The following is a 24796-nucleotide window of genomic DNA, read 5'->3' as shown; positions in this document are numbered from 1 at the left end:
GAGCTGATCCACGTGCCAGCGCCCCGGGAGAACGCTATACTTCGTGAACGGCGTCGTTCGAAACGCGGCGCTCAGCGCGATTTTGCAAACCGGCCATTCAACCCTTCGGTCCATGCCAGCACGCTCGATTGCCAACGCCACGATTTCATTCGGGCTGGTTTCCGTGCCCGTCAACATCTATTCGTCCTCGGAGTCGAAGGCGAGCGTTTCGTTCAACATGCTGCACAACAAGTGCAACTCGCGTCTCAAGCAGCAGTATATCTGCCCCAAGGACAACGAAGTCGTCTCGCGCGCCGACACCGTCAAGGGTTATGAGTTCGCGAAAGATCAGTACGTCGTACTGTCTACAGAGGAGTTGAAGGCGCTCGAGGAGAAGGCAACCAGCACCATCGACGTACTCGAATTCGTTCCGCTCGCCAAGGTTGACCGTGAATATCTCGAAAAGGTCTACTACCTCGGCCCCGACAAGGGTGGGGATCGTGCGTACCGACTCCTCGCCAAGGCGCTCGACGAGTCAGGACGGGCAGCGCTGGGCCAATATGCTGCACGCGGGCAGCAGCACCTCGTGTTGTTGCGAACCCTGAACGGACGGCTGGTGATGGAGCAGCTTCACTATGCCGATGAAATCCGCCCCACCGATGAGGTTCCTGTTCCCGATGGCGAGGTAAAAGATCAGGAGCTCAAGCTTGCGATGATGCTGATCGAGCAGACGGCAAGCGAGGAATTCGAGCCGTCCAAGTACAAGGATACAGTGCGCGAGCGAATTCTCGAGACTATTCAGCAGAAGGTCGACGGGCAGGACATCACCACTCAGCCTGCCGTCGTCGGAGGCGGTGACAAGGTCATCGACCTGATGGCTGCACTGAAGGCGAGCCTTGCAAAAGCAAAGTCCAGCGAGGCCGAGGAGGAGGAAGAGCAACCCGAGCGTAAGAAGAAAAAGGCTTCCTGAGCATGAAGCTGCGCTCCGGCACGAGCGGTTATTCGTTCAAGGAATGGAAGGGCAGCTTTTATCCCGCCGACATCAAAGCCGCCGGAATGCTCGGCTTTTACGCCACAAGGTTTCCGACGATCGAGATCAACAACACGTTCTACCGGCTGCCGAAAGAGCATGTGCTTCTCGAGTGGGCCCATCAGGTGCCCGAAGATTTCACGTTCGCAATCAAGGCCAGCCAGCGCATCACCCACCACGCGCGTCTCAAGGCCGAATCCCAGCCGCTGGTCGAATATCTGATCAAAAACACGGCGGTGCTCACGGAGCGGCTGGGCCCAATTCTGTTTCAGCTGCCGCCAAACCTCAAAAAAGACACTGAGAGGCTGAAGGGCTTCATCGGTTACCTGCCGCCAGACCGCCGGTACACGATCGAGTTCAGGCACGAAAGCTGGTGGGATGAGGACACCTTCACCGCACTTCGCGATCGGGATATCGCAATGTGTATTTCAGAGCAGGCGGAGCTCAGGTGTCCGGTGGTGTGCACCGCCTCATGGGGATACCTGAGATTGCACAAGCTTGACTATGATCAGTCAGGGCTCGAAGAATGGGCGAAGCGCGTGACGGCTCAGAAGTGGAACGAGGCATACGTTTACTTCAAGCACGACGAAGGCGCCGGCTCGGGACCGCCGGCGGTAGAGTCGTTCGTTTCAGCCGTATCGCGTTCTATCTGATCCCCGCTTGCGTCACCGGCGTGGCCGCGGTTCCCTGAATCGGAATCATCACCCGCTGCCGCGGCCAGATCTCATCCAGTGATGTTGCATCATGAAGACGCCCGTTCTTCATCACGTACCTGAGCGTATTTGAATTCCTGATATTGTCGAGCGGGTTGGCGTCGAGCACCAGAATGTCCGCGAGTTTTCCTGCTTCGATCGAACCGAGATCCCGCTGAAGCCCGATTGCTTCCGCGCCAAGAATCGTTGCGCAGCGCAGAGCATCGAAGGCGGACATTCCACCGGACTGCAGCATCCACAGTTCCCAGTGATAGCCCAGCCCCTGAAGCTGACCGTGACTGCCGACACCCACCCGTCCACCCGCCTTTACGATTGCGTTGGCCACCTTTGCCTGCTCCGGAAATGAGTACTCGTCCTTCGCGAACCAGCCGCCGTCGTTGCCTCCACCGAACCGGCTGCGCACCCGCCGACGCGTCGCTGGAGCGAGAACTTCATAAGGCGTAAACCGGCGCAGCTTCGGGTCGCCGTAAACATTCTCGGTCGTGTAGTAATAATTCTCGCCCCAGGGCCCGTTGTACGCCACGATGAGCGTGGGAGTGTACGCGGTCCCACTGGCGGCGAACAGGCTCACGACATCCTTGTACAACGGATACGCGGGCAACGCGTGCTCCAATCCGGAGTATCCGTCGATCGCCAGTGTCAGATCGTAACGGAAGTCAAGTGCACCTTCAGTGGTCGGCATTATTCGCTGCTCGCGCGCGGCCTGAATGATCCACTGGCGCTGCTGCCGGTTCCCGGCGATGTACATCTTGAGAGTCTTGGTGTCGTAGTACTTGCTGTACCGGCGCATGATCCGCCGCGCATGCTCCAGATCCTTGATGTCCTCGCCGGCCGAGGGCTGGTAACCACTGCTGAAAAGGCCCGGCCCCGTGTGGTAGATACGCGGGCCAATGGCGGTGCCCGCCGTTACTGCATCCTCGTACGTCAGGACGTCCGTCGTTCCCGTCTGCGGATCGCGCGTCGTCGTCACCCCATAGGCCAGATTCGCGAGATAAGACCACGGCTGGAGATGAACGCCCTGACTCACGCGGAGATGTGCGTGTGTGTCGACGAAACCCGGCATCACCGTCTTTCCGCTCACGTCTATTTCGCGCGTTCCTGCCGGTACGGTAAGCGAACCTGCCCGCCCTACTGAAACGATGCGGTTATCGCGAACAAGCACATCGCCCCGCTCGATCACTTCGGTTCCCTTGAGCGTTATCACGCGCCCGCCCTTCAACAAAACAGTGCCTTGCGGTATATCGCGTTTCGCGCGGATGGATATCTGCGTTTCACGAGGCTGGTATCCAGCGGGATTCGCAGCCGGACCTGCGGCTACGGGAGGTGTCGTGTCGCCAGCCCGACCGCTGCTGTCATTCGCCTGTGGCTGAGGTGCGGGCCGCGGAGGAGAAGCTGTGGTGTCCCCGCGCAGGCGCTTCACCTCTGCAAGCGAGTCGTCGAACTGACGGGCACGCGTCAGATCGTACACAAAGTGAGAATTGCCGATCGACCAGTGCACAAGCCGCCCGTCCCTGCTCCAGGCCGGGAACTGCCCTCCGACATCGGTCAGCCGCCGCGCCGGAAATTCCGCCGATGCGACGTCGGCCAGACCGATACTTGGTGCGTCTCCCGCGAAGGGCACCGGCACGATATACAGGTCGTTGGCCACGTGCACGAGCGCCTGGTCTCCCATTGGAGAAATGCGCACGAGACTCGCTGCCGCTGCCGTCGGCCCGCCTGGTGCAGGCTCGGGGAATTTTGCTCCGGTGACTTTTAGATGCGTGCGTTGATCGCTCCCATCCCACCGAAACGATATGAGGCCATCGCCCTGGCTGTAGACGAAGATGCGGGAGGAATCCGGGCCGAAGTGGGGAGCCGTGCGCCCCGCCCCTGTCGTGATGAAGGTCGCCTTCCCCCCCGAGCCCGGCACCCACAGAAGCTCGGCCGGTCCGCCGAATCCACCCGATTCACGTACAGCCTGCGCGGAGCTGCGCAGAAATACGACTCTGCGCCCGTCTCGCGACCAAGCGGGTTGCAGGTACAACGCGTCCGCTCCAACGAGGTCTGTCGCGCGTCCACCGGCCGCAGGTATTCTGTAGAGTCGGCCTCCCGTTTTCGTCCATGTGACGAACGCAATCGACTTGCCGTCGGGCGACCATGCCGGCTGCGCCTCGTTCCCCTCGAGGTTTATCAGCTGCCGGGGTTTGCCGCCCGGGTAGTCCATGACATACAACCTGTCGGTGGCAACAAAGGCGAGCCGTTTTCCATCGGGCGACGGTACGGCATCCCGTATCTGCCGCACGAGAAAATCCGGAGTGTCTTCGACTCTGTAATCGAACGCTACGTTCGGCCCAATCCCGATTCGCGATACGACGCGGAAGGGAATTTGTGTTGCAGCCTTTCCATCAACCGGAACACGCCAGATTTTGCCACCGTACGAGACTACGACGGCGCGGGAATCAGGAGTGAAGGAATAGCCCGGCAGCACATCCAGCGAGGCGACTGATTCCTGCTCATCGTGCTGCACCGGATACGCGAGCCACCGTTCTTCGCTTGTCCCGAGATCGCGAATGCGCAGTCCTGTTTCTGCCTCGTACCGGGAGCCATAGACCAGATATTTGCCGTCGGGTGAAAGAGCTGGCCGAAACGCTGAGCCGTAGAGCCCAGCGCGGTTTTCACGCCGGCCGTTCTGCCGGTCGAACGTCGCGATGACAAACTGAGGAAGCCCCGCGTTGTATTCCCACGCGCCGCTGCGTTGAGCGTACCAGATGAACCGCTCGTCTTTCCCAAAGGCCGCTCCCATCGCTCCAATCGGGTTCGCTCCAGCGAGCAGAGGCTGCGCATCCTTGATCAGCTGAGTACCTCCACCACCATCAGCATGAAAAAGCCAGAGCTTCGATGCTCCGATAGGAGTAGCGGAGCGGGACACGACGACGTACCTGCCGTCCGGCGTCCATTCCGGAGAGCGGTACCGGTTTGCCTTTCCCTTGGTGATCTGTTTCTCGCGCCGGCTGGCTACGTCGAAAGCCCATACGTTGTCGCCGCCGTCCCTGTCGGATGTGTACACAATCAATTTGCCGTCGGGACTGAAACGCGGCTGCGCATCGAATGCCATTCCGCTCGTCAGTTGCGTAGCGCTGCCGCCCGCGATCGGAATGGTGTACAGATCGCCGAGGAGGTCGAAGACGATTGTTCGGCCGTCGGGAGAGACGTCGAGTGACATCCACGATCCCTCGTCGGTGTCGAGCGACAGCGTGCGTGCCGCCTCGAGCGGGAGATCGCGGTTCGGGCGGACAGCGGCATCGGGTCGGGCCGAAGTGCGATTTGAAACGTCTCTGCGTGCGGTGTCCTGTTGGGCGATGGCCGGCGGCACAAAAAGAATCGACAGCAGGAAGAACAAGGAAGTCTTCAGCATGGTCCCGGGGTTGACTGAATTCATAAAATGCAGCGCGACACGGAGGCGCACGAGGGGTGAAACATCGTACCGGTGCAGTCTGCCGTCCATGCAGCCAGAGCGTGAGCTGTCCACCCGCGCGGCCTGCCCCGCTAGATTGAGTGACGGGAGTACTATGAATTCAAAGCCGTTCGTCGAAAACATCGAAACTTATGCGCAGGACATCGTGGATACGGTGCGCGAGCCGCTGCTCATGCTCGACACCAACCTCCGCGTCCAGAGCGCCAACCGCGCGTTCTACGAAACCTTTCAGGTCTCGCCGAATGAAACCGAAAACCAGCTCATCTACCAGCTGGGTAATGGCCAGTGGGACATCCCTGCCCTGAGGACGCTTCTCGAGGACGTCATCCCCACCAGCTCGGTTTTCAACGACTTCGAGTTGGAGCACACCTTCCCGGTGATCGGGCGCCGAGTGATGCTGCTTAATGGCAGAAAGCTTCGCGCCGGCAGCCATTCGGCGATCATCGTGCTCGCCATGGAGGACGTGACGGCGAGGCGGCAATCGGAAGCTGATCTCAGAGCAATTGAGACATATGCGCAGGACATCGTGGACACCGTGCGTGAGCCACTGCTGATTCTCGACGAGACGTTGCGCGTGCAATCCGGTAACCGCGCCTTCTACCATACGTTCAAGGTGTCGCCGGAGGAAACGGAAAACCGCCAGATCTACGAGCTGGGCAATGGTCAGTGGGACATCCCGGCACTGCGTACTCTTCTCGAGGATATCGTTCCAACGAGCTCGGTGTTCAACGACTTCGAGCTCGAGCATGACTTTCCGGATCTTGGCCGAAGGGTCATGCTGCTGAACGCGCGAAGATTGCAAGCCGGCCACCATGGCGAGCTGCTGGTGCTCGCCATGGAAGACGTAACGGAACGACGGCGTGCGGAAGAAGAAGTCGCAAAAGCCAAGGAAGCATCAGAGCTCGCCAACAGGACGAAGAGCCTGTTTCTCGCCAACATGAGTCACGAGCTGCGGACGCCACTCAACGCAATCGTCGGGTACTCCGAGATGCTCCAGGAGGAAGCAACCGAGCAGGACCTCGATTCGTTCGGCGCTGACCTCGGGAAAATCAACGCCTCTGGCAGACATCTGCTCGCTCTCATCAATGACATTCTGGATCTGTCAAAAATCGAAGCGGGCAAGATGGACCTTTACCTCGAGAGTTTCGATCTGAACGAGTTGATCGACGACGTCGCCTCGACGGTCCAGCCGATGGTGCAGAAGAATTCCAACACGCTGCATATCGAGCGTGCCGTGGACCTCGGCGGAATGCATGCGGATCAGATAAAAGTGCGACAGACGTTGTACAATCTTTTGTCGAATGCCGCCAAGTTTACCCGGGATGGGTCGATAACACTCAACGCCGAACGGCTGAACATGAACGGCATGGAGTGGATCGTGTTTCGTGTGACCGACACGGGCATCGGACTCAGTTCCGACAAGGTCGTCAGGCTGTTCCAGGATTTCACACAGGCGGATGCCTCGACGACCCGCAGATTCGGAGGAACGGGTCTGGGTCTGGCACTCACCCGGCGATTCTGCCAGATGATGGGCGGCGACGTGACTGTGCGCAGCGAGCCCGGCGAGGGCAGCACGTTTACAATCCAGATTCCCGCGACTGTCCGCGAACCGAGGACTGACCGTAGCGGTGACTCCGGGGAGGGATCGCCAGCCCTTGTAATGGGGCGCGATCGCACTTCAGATCCGTTGCCGGCACCGGGTACGTGCGTACTCGTCATCGATGATGACCCGTCACAGCGTGACCTGATGCGGCGCTTCCTGAGCAAGGAAGGTTTTTTCGTTCGGTGTGCTGACAATGGTGAGGAGGGGTTGCGGCTTGCGCGACAGCTGATGCCCATCGCCATCACGCTGGATGTCATGATGCCCGAGATGGATGGGTGGGCCGTTCTTGAGGAGCTCAAGAACGATCCTCGTTTGCACGAAATTCCTGTGATCATGCTGACCATGGTCGATGATCCGGAGCGAGGCCTGGCGCTCGGCGCCGCCGATTACCTTACCAAGCCAGTGGACCGACGGCGGCTGTCCAAGGTTCTCGAGCGCTACTCCTGTCCAAGACCTCCATGCCCGATTCTAGTCGTGGACGACGATCCGGCCAATCGCGCTTCGATGCGCAAATTGCTGGAGAAGCAAGGTTGGCGGGTGACAGAAGCCGAGAACGGCGAAATGGGCCTGGCAGCCATGGAAAAAGAAAGGCCCAGTCTGATCTTTCTGGATTTGATGATGCCAGTGATGGATGGCTTTACATTTGCCGACAGAGTTCGCGCCCATCCAGAGTGGCGCTCCATTCCCATCGTGGTGGTCACGGCCCGTGACCTCACAGGCGAGGAACGAAGGCGTCTCAGCGGATTCGTGGAAACCGTTCTCAACAAGACGGGCTCTTCCAAAGAGGGGCTGCTCCAGCAGGTGCGGGACACGCTGGACAATCTGGTCCCGCAGCGATCGTAGCCTCCTGTCGTGTGTATCGCCAGGGCGGCGTGACTCGTCAACTATGAATTCATAATTACATGGCCAGAATTCTGCTGGTAGAGGACAACGAAATGAATCGCGACATGCTGTCGCGCCGACTGCTGCGCAGGGGTTATGAAGTCATGATCGCAGTCGATGGCGGGCAGGGAGTCGCGATGGCGAAGTCGGAACTGCCGGATCTGGTCCTGATGGATATGAGTCTGCCCGTAGTCGATGGTTGGGAAGCAACGCGGACGCTCAAGGCGGCAGCGGAAACGAGGCACATACCCGTGATTGCGCTTACGGCGCATGCAATGTCGACAGACCGCGACAAGGCACTCGAGGCCGGCTGCGACGACTACGACACGAAACCGATCGAGCTGACGCGCCTCCTCGGTAAAATGGAAGCGTTGATTGGCCGGGCAGATGAGAAGAGCGCGGGCGCCGAGACGGATACAGAGAGGGGCTCGTGAGCGATTTATCGGATTCGATGGAAGAGAAGGTTCAGCACGTTGTGCCCGCCAATCTGCTCCACGATCTGCGTACGCCTCTTGGTCATATTCTGGGCTACTCAGAGCTGATGATAGAGCAGATGAAAGACTCCGGGAACGAAGAGTTCATTCCTCAACTGGAAAAGATCCGGTCCGCCAGTCATCGACTGATCGAGCTGCTCAAGGATAATTTTCAGACGAAATAGACCGACCCTCGTCTGGAATCACCGCCGAGTAGTTCGCTTCACACAAGAGCCACGGAGCGACCAATGATTCGCCTTTATGTTTCAATCCTGCTTTTCGCGTTCGTGTCTTCGGCAAGCGGACAGGAACACATTCACCCTTCGGCCGCCCCCGCCGAAAAGCTGGGTACTGTCAACTTCGCAACATCGTGCAATCCCGGCGTGACGTCGCAATTCAATCGCGCCGTGGCATTACTTCACTCGTTCGAGTTCGGTGCGGCAATCAAGGCCTTCGAAGGCGTTATCGCCACCGACTCATCCTGTGCTATGGCGTACTGGGGAATCGCACTCAGCCGGTGGAGCAATCCGATGGCTGCTGGCAGTCGGTCTCCGCAACAGCTCCTGCAGGGACGCCTTGCGGTAGAGGCGGCGAACCGCGTTGCTGCTCGCGCCACCGACCGGGAGCGAGGGTACATCAATGCCGTCGCGAAGTTGTACGGCGATTCCGGGAACGTTCCACAGCGCGCACGCATCGCGGCCTACGAACTGGCAATGAGAGATCTCGTTGCAAAGCAACCCGTTGATACCGAAGCAAAGATCTTTCACGCCCTTTCTCTCGCGGCTTCGGCACTCCCCGGCGACAAGACATACGCGAGCCAGAAAAAAGCCGGGAGCATTCTTGAGACGCTCTGGAAGAATCAGCCGAGTCATCCCGGCATCGCTCACTACATTATCCACACATACGACTATCCGGCGCTTGCGTCCGAAGCGGCGGCGGCGGCGCGGAGTTACGCCACCATCGCTCCTTCAGCAGCGCACGCCCTCCACATGCCGTCGCACATCTTCACCCGCACCGGCCTGTGGCGCGAGTCGATAGACATGAACCTCCGCTCGGCTCGGGTCGCGATGAGCACCGGATCCATCGCCGAGGCGCTTCACGCTTCCGATTACGCCGCGTATGCGTACCTGCAGATGCGAAGCGAGTCTGCGGCCAGGAGCATCGTGGACAAGCTGCCGGCGTTGGCGGCTCGCTTCGACGTGAATGCCGTCACGGGTGCTGCGCCCGGCTCGGCAGGTGTGTTTGCGCTCGCCGCGATTCCGGCGCGATATGCACTCGAGCGTGAAGCGTGGGCGGAAGCGGCTCGACTCGAACCGAAGGCCAGCGCATTCCCATGGACCGAGGCCATGACGCATTTCGCCCGCGCGCTCGGCGCATCACGCACAGGAGATATGGCGAAGGCGCGTGGCTCGATCGATTCGCTGGCGACAATTCGCGATCGGCTCGCCGCTCGCGATGAGCCGTACTGGCGTGAGCAGGTTGCGATTCAGCACATCGCCGCGCATGCATGGCTCGATCTGGCCCAGGGACGGGCGGACTCTGCGTTGTCGCGGATGCGCGAGGCGGCGGCGCGGGAGGATGCAACCGAGAAAAATGCCGTCACGCCTGGGCCGCTTGCGCCTGCGCGTGAGATGCTTGGTGACATGCTGATGGAACTCCGCCAACCGTCTGAAGCGCTGGTAGAGTATCAGGCGACGCTGCGCAAGGAGCCGAATCGCTATCGTGCGCTGGCGGGAGGAATGCGCGCTGCGAAGGCGGCGGGTGAGCGGAGAACGGAAGCAGGGCTGCGCGCCAAGCTTAGTGCGCTTACGCGGGGTCCAACAACGAGGTAGCTGCACAATGCCAACTCCAATTCGTGATTTCATTGCCGGACGCATCGGCGGTCGCCGTGCTGTCGAAACAATCGTCACGCACCGCACCTTTGCTGACGTAATTCTCCCACCGCGCACCCGGGCAACGCTGGACGAGGCGCTGAGTCTGGTGAAAAGCCACGAGCTCATCTTCACTCAATGGGGGCTGGGCGAGCGGCACTCGAGCGGACTGGGTCTGGCCTTCAATTTCGCGGGACCACCCGGTACCGGAAAGACCATCTGTGCCGAGGCAATCGCGACTGCTCTCGGGAAGAAACTTCTTTCGGTTCGATACGCCGAGATGGAATCGATGTGGGCGGGTGAGACGCCGAAGAATGTCGCGGCGGTGTTCAGAATGGCCACGGACGAAGATGCAGTGCTGTTCTTCGATGAAGCGGATGCAATCGCGTCCCGCCGAACGACGGGCGCGGCTCAGTCGTATCAGCGCGAATCCAACACGGTGGTCAATGTCCTTCTCAAGGAGCTAGAAGTATTCAACGGGGTCGTGATTTTCGCGACGAACCTGGCCGTCAACTTCGATCCGGCGTTCGAGCGGCGCATCCGGACTCACGTTTTGTTCGAGATGCCGGGTGTCGACGAGCGGGAGAAGATCTGGCAGGTTCAGGTTCACCCGGCAAAAACGCCGCTCGGTGAAGACGTGAACTTTCGTCTGCTGGCGGAACGCTATGAGGTCAGCGGTGGCGACATCAAGAACGCTGTTCTCAAGGCGGCGACCACGGCAGCAGCGGAGCCGGGAATGGATGCAGTGAAGAAAATTCATCAGTGGCAATTCGAGCGGGCGATAGATGAGGTCGTCGGCGGCAAGAGCGTGATGCAGCAGTCGCTGTTTGGCGAGCGTGAGCAGACGGGCGAGGACCGTCTGATGCGTGCGGTCGAGGCAGCCGAGCTACGTTGGAGGAAAACCGCGCAGGCAGCACTTGCGACGGCAGGGCTGAGTATAGCGTTGGCACTGGTCGCGGTCGCGGTGGCAATTGTGAGAACCATTTAGATTTCCAACAAACCGCCGCTTTTACGCGCCACAATGACGACATCATCTAGCCGTCATCTCGTTAGTGTGTGGAACCCATCCTACGGAACTGACGTGATGGAAACACACATCAGGCTTCTGCGCGATAACGCCCGGCGGTTTCGGGAGGGCGAGAGCGACGAGGAAAACGTCTATGTATGGTGGGGGAAGATCCGGTCATCCCGGCGTCAGACAGCGCTCAAAAACCTCGATGACATTATCGCGGTCGGGGCCGACCTTATCGACGACGAGGGAGCGGCAACCCGCGAGATTCAGCTTTATCTCACCGATTATCGATCGCTCTACGTAGCACACGTAGGCGAGATAACAACCGATGATCAATGCCAGGACGACGACGACGCGCACGTTCCTGCAATTTATCGCGGGAAGGATACTCACTGCGACTGCTGGTTCCGGCTGTGGGACATTCGGCGTCTCGTTTCTGACGATACGCTTGCGGTGGTCGAAGAGCTGAAGAAACTGAACAACACTGCGTATCACGGCATGCCCGTTTCACTCTACGGCGGCATGGTCGACCTTCCGTTGATCGTCACCCGGCCAGACGGTGCGAGGTATTTCGAGGAAGACGTCCGCGACCAGCTTACTGACGGGGTTTACTGGGTGGAGTTCGACAGCGAGCACAGCGGCATCGGTGCCACCGAACGCGAGCTGCGCGAGAATCACTTCGGCGAAGAACTTTGGGCGGGGCTGGACGCAGGGACCCGCACCTTCATCGCGACTGCGGAGAAACTGTATCGCGACCAGGCCAACGACGCCTCGTTCGATTTTTCACCCGTCGTTCTTAGCTTTGCCAAGGCCTTTGAAGTACAGTCGAACATCGTTCTTCGCTCATCGCTCGAACGCGCACATGCTGCCGAGCGGACGGTCAACGTCGATGGTCGCTCGGTGGATGTCGCGACAGGCGGGCCGTGGTCGCTGGGCCAGCTTGCGATCATCATTGGCGATAACGAGAACGTCAATTCCGCGTTGAAGAAACAGCTTGTTCCTCAGGGCGGCGCGTGGTTCACGGGAAGTCTGCCTCCAATCCTCAAGGAACTTGCCGACGTCAGGAATCCGGCGGCGCATTCGGCGATCCTCAACCGTGAGACGGTGCGACGGATTCGAAATCAGTACCTGGGTGTTGGCTGCGAAGGCGATCTGGTGAAACTCGCAAAGGTCAGGCGAGCATAACCGTTGGCGAGGTGTACTTCCAGGCACGGCGATCCCGGTGTCGAACGCATGATTCCGGGATTGTTTGCGCACATCAATGCGCGGCGGTATGGTTGTGGAAGATGGAAATCACGGCGATACTCCAGGAAGTCGAAAGCGGAGTTCCGGGTGCGGGGGACCGCCTCGCGTCGGCTGTTTTTGCCGATTTGCATCGCATTGCTCAGGTCGCAATGCGCCGGGAAAGCGACGGCCACACGCTCCAGCCAACCGAGCTCGTCGACGAGGCGTTCGTCCGGCTTCTTGGCCAGCGCGAAGTTTCGTGGCAGAACCGCGCGCAGTTCTTCGCCGTTGCCGCTAGCACCATTCGCCGCATCCTCGTCGATCATGCTCGCCACCGTCGCCGCCAGAAACGGGACCATGGCGTGCGCGTCACGCTCGACGAGTCAATCGTTGAAACTCCGGATCGCTCGATCGATCTCATCGCACTCGACGACGCTCTCGAGCAACTCGACGCGGCTTCGCCGCGCCAGGCACGCGTCGTCGAGCTCCGTTTTTTCGGCGGGCTCGAGATAGAAGAGACGGCCCATGCGCTCGGTATATCGTCAGCGACGGTGAAGCGTGACTGGACTTTCGCCCGCGCTTTTCTTCTGCGATCTCTCGAGACTGCCAGTTGAATCATGACTGATAATCCCCTGACACCAACGCGCCTGGAGAAACTCCAGATGCTTTTTGAAGAGGCTCTCGACCACCCCGCTGCCGAGCGTTCGGCGCTCCTCGATTCGCGCGTACCTGATGACGCCGAATTGAAAGCCGAAATCCTTGCACTGGTCCGCGCGCATGAACGTGATGATTCCGCGTTTCAGAGCCCGGTCTCCGCATCAGCGCTGATTGACGCAGCAACTGGGGAGGATCGATGGGTTGGAACCCGCGTCGGTGCGTACCGTGTGGTACGGCTGATAGGCGTCGGCGGAATGGGGGCCGTTTACGAGGCAGCACGCGACGACGATCAGTACAAAAAACGCGTTGCGGTAAAGTTTCTTCATCGGCACGCGGCCGGCGCACAGGCGCTCGCCCGGTTCAGGGCAGAGAGGCAGATCCTCGCCAACCTCAATCATCCGAACATCGCCGCCCTCGTGGATGGCGGAGTCACCGCGGATGGTCAGCCTTACATCATCATGGAGTACGTCGACGGCCAGCCCATTACGCGATGGTGTGATGAGCAGCGACTGTCAGTGCGACAGCGACTCGAGCTGTATCTGCAGGTGTGCGCTGCAGTACAGAGCGCACACAGAAGCCTGGTCGTTCACCGAGACCTCAAGCCGGGCAACATCCTGGTGACCGGTGAAGGTCGCGTGAAGCTGCTTGACTTTGGTATCGCACGACTGCTGGCAACAGATTCAGATCCGGATCAATTGCCGCCAACGCTTTCAGGCAGCCGCTCGTTCACGCCTGACTACGCCGCGCCCGAACAGATGAGTGGGCTTTCCGTGGATACCCGGGCCGACGTCTACGCACTTGGCGTCGTCCTGTTCGAGCTGCTCGCCGGACATCGGCCATTCGATCTGCGCGACAAGACCCTTAGTGAGGCAGAGCGCATCGTGCGTGAGACCGAGCCGCCGCGGGCAAGTGCTTCTATAGATGGGGCGCGGGCAGCAATACTTGGGGATGGATCAACGTCCCGCGCCCGCGCGAACGTCGAAGGTGATCTCGACGCTGTGGTAAGCATGGCCCTCAGGAAAGAGCCTGAGCGCCGCTATGGGTCGACGGACCTGCTTGCTCGCGACATACAGCAGCATCTCGATGGGCTGCCGGTATCGGCGCGACCTGATGGTATGGGCTATCGCATGCGGAAACTCGTTCGGCGCCGAAGGATCGAGACTGCTGCGTCGTTGATCGCTATCGTGTCGCTGGTCATCGGCGTGGCAGCGGCAACTGCCCAGGCGCGGCGAGCCGAGGCGCAGAGCAGACGCGCGGAGACACAAAGCAGGCGCGCAGAGGCAGAGAGTCGGCGCGCTACGCAGGTCACCGCGTTCATCACGACGATGCTTGGTTCAGCCGACCCGGCCTCGCTCGGACGCGGTGTAACCGTACGCGAGGTGCTCGATTCGGCTGCAGCCCGCGCTGATACCCTGGCGCGTGATCCCTCGCTCGAATCAGAGATCCGCACCGTCATCGGCAGCACCTACATGGCGCTCGGTGAGTTCGCCGCAGGCGAGGCTCAGTTCCGCCGGGCACTCCGAGCGCACGGACGGCGTGTGCCCGGTGGAGATCACGCCACCGCAATCACGCTGACGAAGCAGAGCCACGCCTTCGAATATCTCGGAGAGTATGCTGCGGCTGATTCAGTCCTCCGGCAAGCCGCCGCGCTGATTGAACGACACCCACACAGAGACCCGCTCGAGCGCGCAACCTTCCTCGATCAGAGAGCGCGGATCCTGATCCGGCTTGGACAAAACAAGGAAGCCGAGCCTGTGCTTCAGGAAGCGCTCGACATCACGATTAAAGCTGCGCCCGGGCGAGACTCGATTATGGCAAATGCCCTGGCGAATCTCGGTTTCGTAAAGACCGAGCTCGGAAAGCCGGCAGAATCGGAAAAGTTGTACGAGATGGCGGTGGCGGCTGCGCGGCGCGCGTTTGGTCCGGAACACCCTGAGCTCGCCGCGATACTCTCTCCGTACGCGAGCGTTCTCGATTGGGCCGGAAAAACAGCAAAGGCGGAGTCTACCTACATTCAGGTCCTCGACATCCGGCGCAAGCTGCTTGGAGCGGAACACCCCGAGTATGCCTGGACGATGTTCAGCTATGCAGATTTTCTGCAGGCTCACAAACGATATCCGGAAGCCGCGAAGTGGTCGCGGGAGGTGTTGAAGCTTCGCGGCAAGACACTCCCAGAAACTCACATGGCGGTATCGACAGCACTAAGTCTGCTCGGCCGCGCACTGGGGCCGATGGACTCACTCGCTGCGGCAGAACGGTATCTGCGGGAAAGCCTGGCGCTACGCCGCAAGACTTTACCCGAGGGCCATTGGGCGCTTGCGTCGAGCGAGAGCATTCTCGGTGCGCACTTCGTTCTTGCACGTCGTTTCGCGGAAGCCGAGGAACTGCTGGTGACGTCCGAGAAGAAACTGGTCGATGCGCGGGGCGAGGAAGCCCCTGTGATTGCCGACGCGAGATCGCGGCTCGTTGCACTTTACACGGCTTGGGGAAAGCCCGCGGAGGCCGACAAATGGCAGAAACGCATTCGCCCCAGGACTTGACGATCAAAGCGCAACGCCCGCGCCGCACCAGTGCCTGACTCTGGTGCGGGCCCACGTCATGCGACTATGCCACGCTAGTAGTTGATCGACCCTTTGTCGTCGCCCGGAGCGCGGGTGTGAGGAAGGCCGCAACTGCGGTTACCGATCTACTGCGGATTGTAGAAGTCGTGCCACGAGGTGTTTCGACGATCCGTGGGATTTCTACAGGCGCGCTACCATTACTGAGGCCTTACATTAGCGATGCACTTTCCTCCGAAAACGGTTGACGAGCTGGCCGCACAGCTCCAGCACAGATGCTGCCATTCTGGATTCCATAAATCGCGGCTTTATCGTAGCGAACGAAAAGGAGGGAGAAACTGCCCGAAGATCTTCGCAATCGGCTTCAAGGCATCATCAGCCCCGGCTACACCATCGAGCGCGAACTCGGCGGCGGCGGCATGTCGCGCGTGTTCCTCGCGCGGGACTTGGAGCTCGACAGGAAAATCGTCATCAAGGTTCTTCCTCCGGAGCTTTCGGGGGCGGTAAGTGTCGACCGGTTCAAGCGCGAGATCCAGGTTTCCGCGCGCCTGCAACATCCACACATCGTACCTGTTCTGACAGCCGCCAGCGCAGGCGACATTCTTTTCTACACGATGCCGTTCGTCGATGGCGAGTCACTTGGCGCTCGCATATCGCGCGTCGGTGCCCTGCCCACAGCCGACTGCATCGCCATACTTCGCGACGCCATCCGCGCGCTGGCATATGCGCACCGGCATGGCGTCGTGCACCGCGATATCAAGCCTGACAACATTCTGTTGTCGGAAGACAGCGCACTTGTCGCCGATTTCGGCATCGCCAAAGCCGTCAGCGTAGCAGCCGAAACCGACAGCGGTCTCACCACTGTTGGCGTGTCGTTGGGGACTCCCGCCTACATGGCTCCCGAGCAGAGTATGGGGGACCCGGCCGTCGATCACCGCGCCGATATCTACTCACTCGGCGCTGTTGCTTACGAGATGCTCACCGGGCTGCACCCATTCGCGGGAAGAACGCCGCAGCAGATGATCGCGGCGCACATCGTCGAAGTGCCGGCGCACCCATCTTCCAGAATCCCGTCGATGCCGGAAGGGCTCGCCGCACTCGTAATGCGATGCCTGGAGAAGGATCCTCTCAAGCGGCCGCAGACGGCGGACGAAATGCTTGCGGAGCTCGATTCCGCAGCGACCTCCGAGCGTGTTGCGGCAACGCTTCGCGTCAGCAGCCGGTCCCGCGGGTGGAAGCGGGCTGCGGCCGGAGGTGTCATCGCAATTCTACTTACCGCCGGTGGAGCACTCGCCTTCGCTCCGCGTGATCAACTCACGATGGCGGTTGCCCTCATGCGGCGAGACGCTGCGACGCTGCTGCCCAACCGGATCATCGTCACTCCGTTCGAGAACGAGACAGGTGATCCCAAGCTGGCATCTCTCGGCACGATGGCGGCCGACTGGCTTGCGCAGGCTCTCACCAGTGTCGGCGGTATTGAGGTAGTCGACGCGCGCACGACACTGGTGTCCGGCGAAGTGGTGGACAGAATTCCATGGCCGTTCAAGTCCCGCAATCGCCAGAAGGCACTCGCTGAAGAGACTGGCGCCGGAATCGTGCTTTCCGGCCGAATCTACCGTGATGGAGACTCGCTTCGGATTCAGGCCAGGATGAGCGACGCAAAGTCAGGCAAACTGTTGCGCGCGCTCACTACGGTAAGTGGCCCGGTCTCCGCTCCAACCCAGGTTCTCGATCAGCTGAACCGCCGCACAATCGCGAACGTCGCCCAGGCGATGGATACGATTGCATCGGGTCTCGGTACTTACTCGGAGCCACCTTCACTGGAGGCGTACGAGCAGACGCGCCGGGGCATCGAAGCCTACTTCCGGCAGGACACACTCGTCCACGCTTATTTCGAACGTGCAATTGCTCTCGACTCCACCTATGCCACACCGGTCGTCCTGCTTGCCTTCAGCAGACTGTACAGGGATGACCATGAACTGGCGGAAGCGGCCGTCACCCACGCTCAGCGGTTACGCGAGCGAATGGCGCCGGGTGACCGGGCGATGCTCGCTCATGTCGAGGCAATGCTCAGAGGTGATGGGGATGCGTCTCTCCGAACTTCCGAGGAGTTCCTGCGGGCAACGCCTGGTTCAGGCGAGAGTCCGCTGCTCGTCGCGAGTACAGCCCTGGCCACCGGCAGACCCCGATTGGCCCTTTCGGTTCTGAGGAACGTAGATCCGAACCGCGGCCTTCACCTGGCGGGAGCATTCTACTGGTTCTACACGGCGGGCGGGTTGCGCGAAACAGGACAGTATGAAAAAGCACTCGACGTGGCCAACCAGGGACTGCGGCGTTTCCCGAAAAATTCGGCTCTTTCTTACATCAAGGGAGAATCTCTGCTGATGCTTGGCAGATTTGATGAGCTGGACGAGCTCATCGAGAACGCTCCGACAGGGAGCGCCACTCGAACCATCGGACAGGCCCGCCGCGCAGCCCACTTCGCCACGGTTTTCAGAGCTGCGGGGCTCGATAACCACTCAACCCGCCTTGCTTCGACCTGGCTGCCTCGCGTGCAAGCCCTGCCCGACACGTCCATGGCAGCGACGATGGTCCGAATATCATTGCTCAGTTCACTCGGCCGCTGGAATGACGTAGCTCCCCTGGCGCGCGATGCGATGTCGCGCGTGCGGACCGATAAATATCTCCGCGGTCACCTTCTCAGCATCACCGGAGTCGTGGCCGCGCATCAGGGCAACAGAGCCGAGGCGCAAAGAGCCGAAGCGCAACTCGCCGCCGGGGCAGGAAAGTATGATTACGGCTTCAGCAAACTGATGCGCGCACGTATCGCCGCGCACCTTGGCGAACGCAGCCGCGCTGTCGGTCTGCTTCAGCAGGCGCTCTCCGAGGGCGCGAACCTGACTAGCCCTCTCAATATTCTTCAGCACGATTCATTGCTGCTTCCGCTCAACGGTTACCCGGCATTCATGGAGTTATTGAAGCCCGTGGGCTGAAGCGAAGGGCGTCCTGGCGTGATCCGGGGTTCTGCTGATCCTCTGAGCCGACTTTCTTTCCCGTTTATTCGATGAGAACTCGTACTCAATCCTTCTGCTTGTACATCTCCCTGAACGCCGGGTAATCGCGCAGATCGCGAAGCATGTCGTTGGCGTGCACGTATTGAAAATGCACGGCGCCCTTGGTCCTTGCCTCGGCGAGCAATGCAAGCGCCCGCCCCTTGTCACCGAGCGCCGCCGCAATGCAGGCGCGGCTGAAGTCGCCGGCTCCCCGCAGGTAGGGCTGTTTTGCACCGCCGATTTTTACCGAAATGCTGTCGGCCTCCTCCCGGTCGCCTCGCCACCCGGCAAGCATCCCGAGCCGACCCAGAAATTCGATCGTGTCGGGAAACTGCGCTGAAAGGCGCTCGTAAATGGGACGTGCGTTCTGGGGATGTGAAGTGAGCATCAGCAGATCCGCCATGCCACGTTGCGCGGAGTGCTTCGCCAGTTCATCGCGCGACGTGCCCTTTATCCACGCCACGCCACGCTCGGCAAGGCCTCTGCTGGCAGCTACGTAACCGTGGGCAAGCATCTCCGATGACGCAAGAAACAAAAAGTTTCCGTAGCGGCGGGTCGTGGAGGGTGGTACGAATGCGACCGCGGTCAGGCGTTCGTTGGCTTCCGTCAACCTTCCCAGACCGATCAACGCGCGGATTTCCGGCTCGTGGAGCCAGACGGGTGTAGTCGTGCCAGCCTTTCGTGCCTCAGCTACGACTTCGAGCTCGCGAGTGTAGTTGCCGAGCATATGAAGCGCGCTTGCCGTGACGCTTGCGTACCAGGAAGTCTCGCTATACAAGCCGCGGCGGGGGTCCATACGCTCCAGCACCGCCAACGCTTCGCGGTAACGACCGGTCGTCATTGCCGCGTAGTAAAGGGCGAGCTGAGCATCCTCTGACGCCGGGGCAACCCCGAGTCCCTCTCGCGCCGCCCGCAGCGCTGCTTCGTAATCGCCTTTGATAAATGAGACGAGATTGTCGAGCGACGCTCGATCGTACGGCGAAAGCCTCTCCCGCCGACCCGTCAGCGCGGTCGCCAGTGAATCAGCCACGGCGAGTCCGCCGCTCTCCCAGTAGCTCCATGCCGCCTGCAGGGCCGCGAGATCGAAGCTGGGATCCAGATTGGCCGCGCGCAGGTGCTTCGCCGCTGAGGTGCTGAAGTCGCCGCGCGACCAGGCCGCCGCACCTTCAAGAAACGCGACGTAGGCCTCATACGTCGGCGGCCGGGTGGTCGTCATCGCCCAACCTTCAAGCTTGGGATCGTACGCAATTGCCAGCGCGCCAGTCACTTTCTGCCGAAGCCGCTCCAGAGCGTCGGCGGGTGAGGCAGCCGAAGCCTTTACGGCGTCGATCGAGCTTATCAATTCACCGCTGCCGCCGTTGGTGATCTGGGTCTGGAACCGGATACTGTCCCCCTCCCTGTAGTACGCGCCCCACACGACTGTCCCCGCGCCGGTCCGCTCGGCGAGTGACCTGAGTCGCGCAGCGCTGGCTCCGGCTTTCGCGTCCGGCGAGCCAGGCTCGTCAAGCGCCGTACGGGAATCCACGACCTGCAAAATTCCGGTGCGGGAAAGTCCCTGTGTCAGCCAGTCAATTGCCATGTCTCCGATGGGGTCGAGACTGGAATCGCCAGTGCGGTTCTCGAACGACGCCACTACGACTCGCTTGGGGTCGAGCGTCGATTCCACACCACGCCCGCGCACCGCGAGAGCTGTGCCGACCAGCGCAACAACAGCTATCGCCGCTCCCGCGAGCACCGCCTTTCGCTTCTCACTCTTTTGCGAAGGTCCGGATGCCGTGCGCGTCATCCCGCTTGCGACGGGCACGTTTTCCATCTGTCGCTGCACCTGCTCGGCCGACTGTGGGCGATCTGCTGGGCGCTTCGCGAGAAGCTGCATAATCACTTCCGTGAGCGCGACTGGAACACCGCTGCGTCGCTGATCGAGTGGCTCCGGATCCTGCGTCATATGAGCGGCGAGGATCGCCTGCGAGGATCGTCCGCGGAATGGAGGCTCGCCCGCGAGCATCTCGTAGCCGAGAACGCCGAGTGCGTACAGATCGGCGCGGTGATCGACCTGTGGATCGGCCGCAGCCTGTTCCGGCGCCATGTAGGCAGGTGTCCCTATCGCCATGCCAGCCGTGGTGAATGACTGCGCGCTCACGGATGCAGACACCGCTTTGGCCACTCCAAAATCCGTCACCAGTGCATGGCGTCCGCTGAACAGCACATTTTCAGGTTTGATGTCGCGGTGGACGACTCCGCGATGATGAGCGTACTGAAGTGCGTCGGCAACCTCTCCAAGGACGCGAACCGTTTCGGCTACCGGAAGTTCGCCACCGCGTTCCAGGCGCGCGCGTAGCGATTCGCCATCCACGTACGGCATGACGTAGTATAGAAATCCTCCCGCTTCACCAGAATCGAAGAGCGGAAGAATGTGGGGATGACTGAGACCTGCGACGGTCTCGATTTCTCTGAGGAACCGGTCTGCGCCAACCGATGCGGCGAGGTCGGCGTGCAGCACCTTGATCGCCACCGCGCGCTTGTGGCGGAGGTCGCGCGCAAGAAATACCGTCGCCATGCCGCCGCGCCCGACCTCACGCTCGATCTCGTAGCGATCCGCGAGTGCGTTCCGGATTCTGGTGATCTGGTCGGTCATGCGCTCCTCAGCGCTGGACTCGTCCACTCGCATCTCCTTTCATGAGCGCCTCGACTTCCAGAACACCGACACGGTTGAAGTCTCCGGAAATCGAATGTTTGAGACACGATGCAGCGGTGGCGAATTCGAGCGCGCGTTGATCGTCGCCGTACGTGATGAGCCCGTAAATCAATCCTGCCGCGAAAGAGTCACCGCCTCCAACTCTGTCCACGATATCGGTGATCTCATAGCGACGGCTGGAGAGAAGCTCTCTTCCGTTATGCAGTACCGCCGACCACCCATTGTGGTCAGCGCTGTAACTCTCGCGAAGAGTGATTACCTGCTTCTGCAGATTGGGGAATGCGTGGAAGACCGATTCCGCAACACGGCGGTAGCGCTCTTTGTCGATCTCTCCGCTGCGGACATCGCCCGCGGACTCGATGCCGAGCGCCATTTCGCAATCCTCTTCGTTGGCGATACCAATATCGACATTGCTGACGATCTCGCGCATGACTTCCGGAGCGGTCTTTCCGTATTTCCACAGATTCTTGCGGAAGTTGTAGTCGCACGAAACCGTCACGCCGGCGGTACGGGCCGCGGCAATCGCCTCGATGGTTGAATCCGCTGCGTTCTGGCTGATTGCCGGGGTGACACCGCTCACATGAAACCAGTGAGCACCCTCGAAAATGCGCGGCCAGTCGAAGTCGCCGGGCTTCGCGCCGGCGATTGATGATCCCGCTCGATCGTAGGTAACCCTCGACGGCCGTTGGTTCGCGCCCGTCTCAAGAAAGTAGACCCCGATGCGGTCACCGCTGCGCCGTACGAACGTCGTATCAGCACCCATTGCACGCACCGATTGAATCGCTGCGTCGCCAAGCGGGTTTGCGGGAAGTGCGGTGACGAACGACGCCTGCACACCGTATTGCGCCAGCGAGACAGCCACATTCGCCTCAGCCCCGCCGAACGTCGCCTCGAGAACTGGTGACTGCATAAGCCGCTCGAACGCCGGCGCCTTGAGCCGGAGCATGACCTCTCCAAAAGTGACCACTCTTTTCACTTGTCAGCGCTCCAGGTTTGGATGCTGCATCAGGCCGCCGGGCCGGTCCAGCTTGTACGTCTCCCGTGCGAGATCGTACGCGAGAGCGCGGCTCATCGCACGCGCATCCGCCAGGTCGATGACATGTCGCGCGACGAGACCGCCGAGCCAGTTGGCATCGACGCGGCGTGAAAGGTCGTGGCGGGCCGCGATCGAGCAGAACGCGCGCGTATCGTCGTTGAAGCCGGCGGTGTTGTAGATGCCTGCTGTCTCGGTCACCGACGAGCGGTACCGCATCATGCCTTCGATCGAATCGTGGAACCACCACGGTGGTCCGAGCCGGAGTGCGGGATAGTGACCGGCCAGCGGCGCCAACTCGCGGGCATACGCCGATTCGTCCAGCGTGAAAAGCACGAGAGTGAAGCGCGAATCGTTTCCGTACGCATTGAGGAGCGCCCGCAGATTATCGGTAAACTCGGTTGCGCGGGGAATGTCACCGCCTTTGTCGCGTCCAAACCGTGATGCGATCGACTCATTGTGATCGCGAATCGCACCCGGATGAATCTGCATCACCATCCCATCTTCGGCCGACATTCGAGCCGATTCCATCAGCATGTGGGCGTCGAATCGCCGCTGGTCCGCATCATCTGCATTCCCGGCAAGCGCGCGCGCAAACAGACGCTCTGCCTCGTGGTCGCTCAGTCTTTCGGTGTAAGGTTCGACTACGGCATGATCGGTAGACGTCGCTCCCACGCTCCTGAAAAACGCGCGTCGCTCCTCGATCGCGCGAATGAAAGTCGCGTAGCTCCCAATTTCAATTCCGGATTGAACTGAGAGCGCGGTAATCTCGCTCTTCCATTGGGGCGCTCCGATGCGAAACACTGCGTCCGGCCGAAATGTAGGCAGCACCCTTCCGTCCCAGTCCGAATCGCGGATCGTCGCGTGATCGGTAAGCGGATCAGTCGCGGCATCTGTGGTTGCGAGAACTTCGATGTTGAAGCGGTCGAAGAGGCTTCGCGGAAGGAACTCAGCCGATCGAAGGCACGTGAAAATCCGATCGTATATCTCTTGTGCCGTGTCGCGATTGAGCTTCTCCCTTACTCCGAACAACTCGTAGAGCTCGTGCTCCAGCCATGCGCCGGTTGGAGTGCCTCTGAAGAGGTACCAGTGGTCTGCGAAGATCTGCCAGACTTCCCGCGGATCGGTCGCCTGGGCTGAGCCATCGGCGTTGGATATACCCAGACTCTCGAGGGCGATTCCCTGCGAGTAGAGCATCCTGAAGATGTAATGATCGGGAGCAATCAACAGCGCGGTGGGCTCAGGGAACGGCGCGTTTGACGAGAGTAGCCCGGGATCGACGTGACCGTGCGGACATATCAGCGGGAGCCGCTTCGTCTCGTCGTAGATCGCACGCGCCGCTCGGCGAATGGCCGGATCGGAATCAAAGAAACGATCCTCGTCGAGTTCGAGCGGATGTCGGCCGGCGTTGCCGCCGAGGGCAATTCGAGCGTTCAAGGAATTGGTACTCCGAGTGGATATGTCGGTTCGCCAAATAATCTAGGCATTTTGATCCTGCTAAAACCAAACGATTTTCTGTGCATGCCAAGCTGGAAGGCCGCGGTGGGCTTCGCGGCACCAATAGTCGCCTGAAGCGGCCTGCCTGCTGGGTTGCAGCGCGGCGACGGCACGCGCGACTTCGCTCGCTCATGGCTGCAACGAGATGACCGGCGGCCGCCATGTCCTTGCCCCCGAGCGCTGCATGTCAGCCAGAACCTGTGAGCCCGGTAGTGGCACTACGTGGTCTAGCGTGAGCGTCGGGCGTAGCCCTACGTTGCTAGTTGATTAGACTAAGCATATTGACTAATCGGACTAAGAAAATGCCCGACGTAACTGTCATGAAGCAACGCGCACTCAGTGCGCAGTCGCCGATGTGCGTGGCAGGAAGTTGATGATCACACGCCCGGTGTTGAAGTCGACCCAGGAGTGGTAGTCGCTCTCTCTTGAAAGCAGAAAGCCACGGCCCACCTGGGTAACCCAGCCGCGCTCAGCCCAACTGGGGCTGTCAGCCAGAACCTCCGAATCAAACGGTTCCATGTTGGTATCGAAAGGAACGAAACACGACGGCTCCCGCACGGTTCCTTTGAGCCATACGTCGGCCTTCTCATCGAGGCACTCATACTCGAGCCAGTCGCAGGGCATGTCCAGGCCGTGCTGCGCATGGACAATCGCGAAGTCGGCAAAGACTCCGTTCTTCGACAGGTGAAGCCCGGCGCGGAGCAGGTTCCTGACCAGATATTCGAGGAGAACCGGGACGGAAAACCGGACAGCCACGAGGTTGTCATCGCTCGAAACCCACTCGGTGCCGTGCCGTGGTTCAGCCACCCGCTTGATGAAAGACTCGGAGCCGCCCTTTATGGCGAGATCGAGCGCCTCCCTTTTCAGAATGATGTTGAAGCCGTAGATCGTCAGGCTCATACGATAGTCTCCTTGTTTGCAATTCCTCCGATGGTTCGATTTGTCCGTCAACCTCAAGTCAAACGTAGTATCCGCCTCTGACAACCGATCCTGAGATTGTGGCGCGTAATGCCTTCCCCAATCCTGACGTCTGAGCTGAGTTCTCTTAACCGCGGCACGAGT

The 24796-nt window shown here is 60.5% G+C and carries 16 protein-coding genes; 11 read left to right on the top strand and 5 right to left on the bottom strand.

Translation table 11 applies throughout. The annotated features are described in order from the left end of the window. The first annotated feature begins 112 nt into the window (after window positions 1-112). Window positions 113-949 carry a Ku protein gene (locus WKF55_00425; GenBank protein MEJ7758030.1) on the top strand — a complete coding sequence of 279 codons (837 nt, stop codon included), beginning with the start codon at window positions 113-115 and terminating at the stop codon, window positions 947-949. 2 nt (window positions 950-951) lie between these two features. Next, window positions 952-1662: a DUF72 domain-containing protein gene (locus WKF55_00420; GenBank protein MEJ7758029.1), complete on the top strand. Its 711-nt coding sequence runs from the start codon at window positions 952-954 to the stop codon at window positions 1660-1662. On the opposite strand, the gene WKF55_00415 is transcribed toward WKF55_00420, so the two are convergent. Beyond that, on the bottom strand, window positions 1655-5116 hold the full coding sequence (locus WKF55_00415; GenBank protein MEJ7758028.1) for an amidohydrolase family protein: 3462 nt from the start codon (window positions 5114-5116) through the stop codon (window positions 1655-1657). The genes WKF55_00420 and WKF55_00415 overlap by 8 nt on opposite strands. A gap of 154 nt (window positions 5117-5270) precedes the next feature. Here WKF55_00415 and WKF55_00410 point away from each other — a divergent pair, with 154 nt between their 5' ends. From WKF55_00410 to WKF55_00370, 9 genes are all read left to right on the top strand, one after another. Then, on the top strand, window positions 5271-7622 hold the full coding sequence (locus WKF55_00410; protein ID MEJ7758027.1) for a response regulator: 2352 nt from the start codon (window positions 5271-5273) through the stop codon (window positions 7620-7622). 59 nt (window positions 7623-7681) lie between these two features. Further along, window positions 7682-8095 (top strand): response regulator, encoded by a 414-nt coding sequence (locus WKF55_00405; protein MEJ7758026.1) that lies wholly within the window; start codon window positions 7682-7684, stop codon window positions 8093-8095. Continuing rightward, the gene (locus tag WKF55_00400) at window positions 8092-8319 is read left to right on the top strand and encodes a histidine kinase dimerization/phospho-acceptor domain-containing protein (protein MEJ7758025.1); all 228 of its coding nucleotides are present in this window, start codon (window positions 8092-8094) and stop codon (window positions 8317-8319) included. Before WKF55_00405 ends, WKF55_00400 begins: the two co-directional genes overlap by 4 nt. 63 nt (window positions 8320-8382) lie before the next feature. Beyond that, the gene (locus WKF55_00395) at window positions 8383-9966 is read left to right on the top strand and encodes a hypothetical protein (protein ID MEJ7758024.1); all 1584 of its coding nucleotides are present in this window, start codon (window positions 8383-8385) and stop codon (window positions 9964-9966) included. A 7-nt stretch (window positions 9967-9973) separates the two neighbouring features. Then, entirely contained in the window at window positions 9974-10993 is a 1020-nt protein-coding gene (locus tag WKF55_00390) for an ATP-binding protein (GenBank protein MEJ7758023.1), read from the top strand. A 96-nt stretch (window positions 10994-11089) separates the two neighbouring features. Beyond that, complete coding sequence (locus tag WKF55_00385; protein MEJ7758022.1) at window positions 11090-12202, top strand: hypothetical protein; 1113 nt, start codon at window positions 11090-11092, stop codon at window positions 12200-12202. Window positions 12203-12303: 101 nt separating this feature from the next. Continuing rightward, entirely contained in the window at window positions 12304-12855 is a 552-nt protein-coding gene (locus tag WKF55_00380) for an ECF-type sigma factor (GenBank protein MEJ7758021.1), read from the top strand. 3 nt (window positions 12856-12858) lie between these two features. Then, on the top strand, window positions 12859-15438 hold the full coding sequence (locus WKF55_00375) for a serine/threonine-protein kinase (protein ID MEJ7758020.1): 2580 nt from the start codon (window positions 12859-12861) through the stop codon (window positions 15436-15438). A 356-nt stretch (window positions 15439-15794) separates the two neighbouring features. Next, window positions 15795-18449, top strand: coding sequence for a protein kinase (locus WKF55_00370; protein ID MEJ7758019.1), 2655 nt, complete (start codon window positions 15795-15797; stop codon window positions 18447-18449). An 85-nt stretch (window positions 18450-18534) separates the two neighbouring features. Here the strand turns inward: WKF55_00370 and WKF55_00365 are convergent, their stop codons facing one another. The 4 genes from WKF55_00365 to WKF55_00350 all read right to left on the bottom strand — a co-directional run bounded on the left by WKF55_00365 (window position 18535) and on the right by WKF55_00350 (window position 24634). Further along, entirely contained in the window at window positions 18535-21171 is a 2637-nt protein-coding gene (locus WKF55_00365; GenBank protein ID MEJ7758018.1) for a serine/threonine-protein kinase, read from the bottom strand. After that, complete coding sequence (locus WKF55_00360) at window positions 21152-22180, bottom strand: sugar kinase (GenBank protein ID MEJ7758017.1); 1029 nt, start codon at window positions 22178-22180, stop codon at window positions 21152-21154. Before WKF55_00360 ends, WKF55_00365 begins: the two co-directional genes overlap by 20 nt. 3 nt (window positions 22181-22183) lie before the next feature. After that, complete coding sequence (gene uxaC, locus WKF55_00355) at window positions 22184-23674, bottom strand: glucuronate isomerase (protein ID MEJ7758016.1); 1491 nt, start codon at window positions 23672-23674, stop codon at window positions 22184-22186. A 396-nt stretch (window positions 23675-24070) separates the two neighbouring features. Then, on the bottom strand, window positions 24071-24634 hold the full coding sequence (locus tag WKF55_00350) for a hypothetical protein (GenBank protein ID MEJ7758015.1): 564 nt from the start codon (window positions 24632-24634) through the stop codon (window positions 24071-24073). Between the last annotated feature and the right edge of the window lie 162 nt (window positions 24635-24796).

This window comes from Gemmatimonadaceae bacterium (assembly GCA_037721215.1).
In the GTDB taxonomy this organism is placed as follows: domain Bacteria; phylum Gemmatimonadota; class Gemmatimonadetes; order Gemmatimonadales; family Gemmatimonadaceae; genus UBA4720.
The sequence above is the reverse complement of the archived record's forward strand: the minus strand, read 5'-3'. Positions and strand labels throughout refer to the sequence as shown.

Excerpts from the sequence above, each read along its gene's own strand:
- WKF55_00425 (MEJ7758030.1), top strand. The coding sequence starts at position 113 with ATGCCAGCACGCTCGATTGCCAACGCCACGATTTCATTCGGGCTGGTT.
- WKF55_00420 (MEJ7758029.1), top strand. The coding sequence starts at position 952 with ATGAAGCTGCGCTCCGGCACGAGCGGTTATTCGTTCAAGGAATGGAAG.
- WKF55_00415 (MEJ7758028.1), bottom strand. The coding sequence starts at position 5,116 with ATGCTGAAGACTTCCTTGTTCTTCCTGCTGTCGATTCTTTTTGTGCCG.
- WKF55_00410 (MEJ7758027.1), top strand. The coding sequence starts at position 5,271 with ATGAATTCAAAGCCGTTCGTCGAAAACATCGAAACTTATGCGCAGGAC.
- WKF55_00405 (MEJ7758026.1), top strand. The coding sequence starts at position 7,682 with ATGGCCAGAATTCTGCTGGTAGAGGACAACGAAATGAATCGCGACATG.
- WKF55_00395 (MEJ7758024.1), top strand. The coding sequence starts at position 8,383 with ATGATTCGCCTTTATGTTTCAATCCTGCTTTTCGCGTTCGTGTCTTCG.
- WKF55_00390 (MEJ7758023.1), top strand. The coding sequence starts at position 9,974 with ATGCCAACTCCAATTCGTGATTTCATTGCCGGACGCATCGGCGGTCGC.
- WKF55_00385 (MEJ7758022.1), top strand. The coding sequence starts at position 11,090 with ATGGAAACACACATCAGGCTTCTGCGCGATAACGCCCGGCGGTTTCGG.
- WKF55_00380 (MEJ7758021.1), top strand. The coding sequence starts at position 12,304 with ATGGAAATCACGGCGATACTCCAGGAAGTCGAAAGCGGAGTTCCGGGT.
- WKF55_00375 (MEJ7758020.1), top strand. The coding sequence starts at position 12,859 with ATGACTGATAATCCCCTGACACCAACGCGCCTGGAGAAACTCCAGATG.
- WKF55_00350 (MEJ7758015.1), bottom strand. The coding sequence starts at position 24,634 with ATGAGCCTGACGATCTACGGCTTCAACATCATTCTGAAAAGGGAGGCG.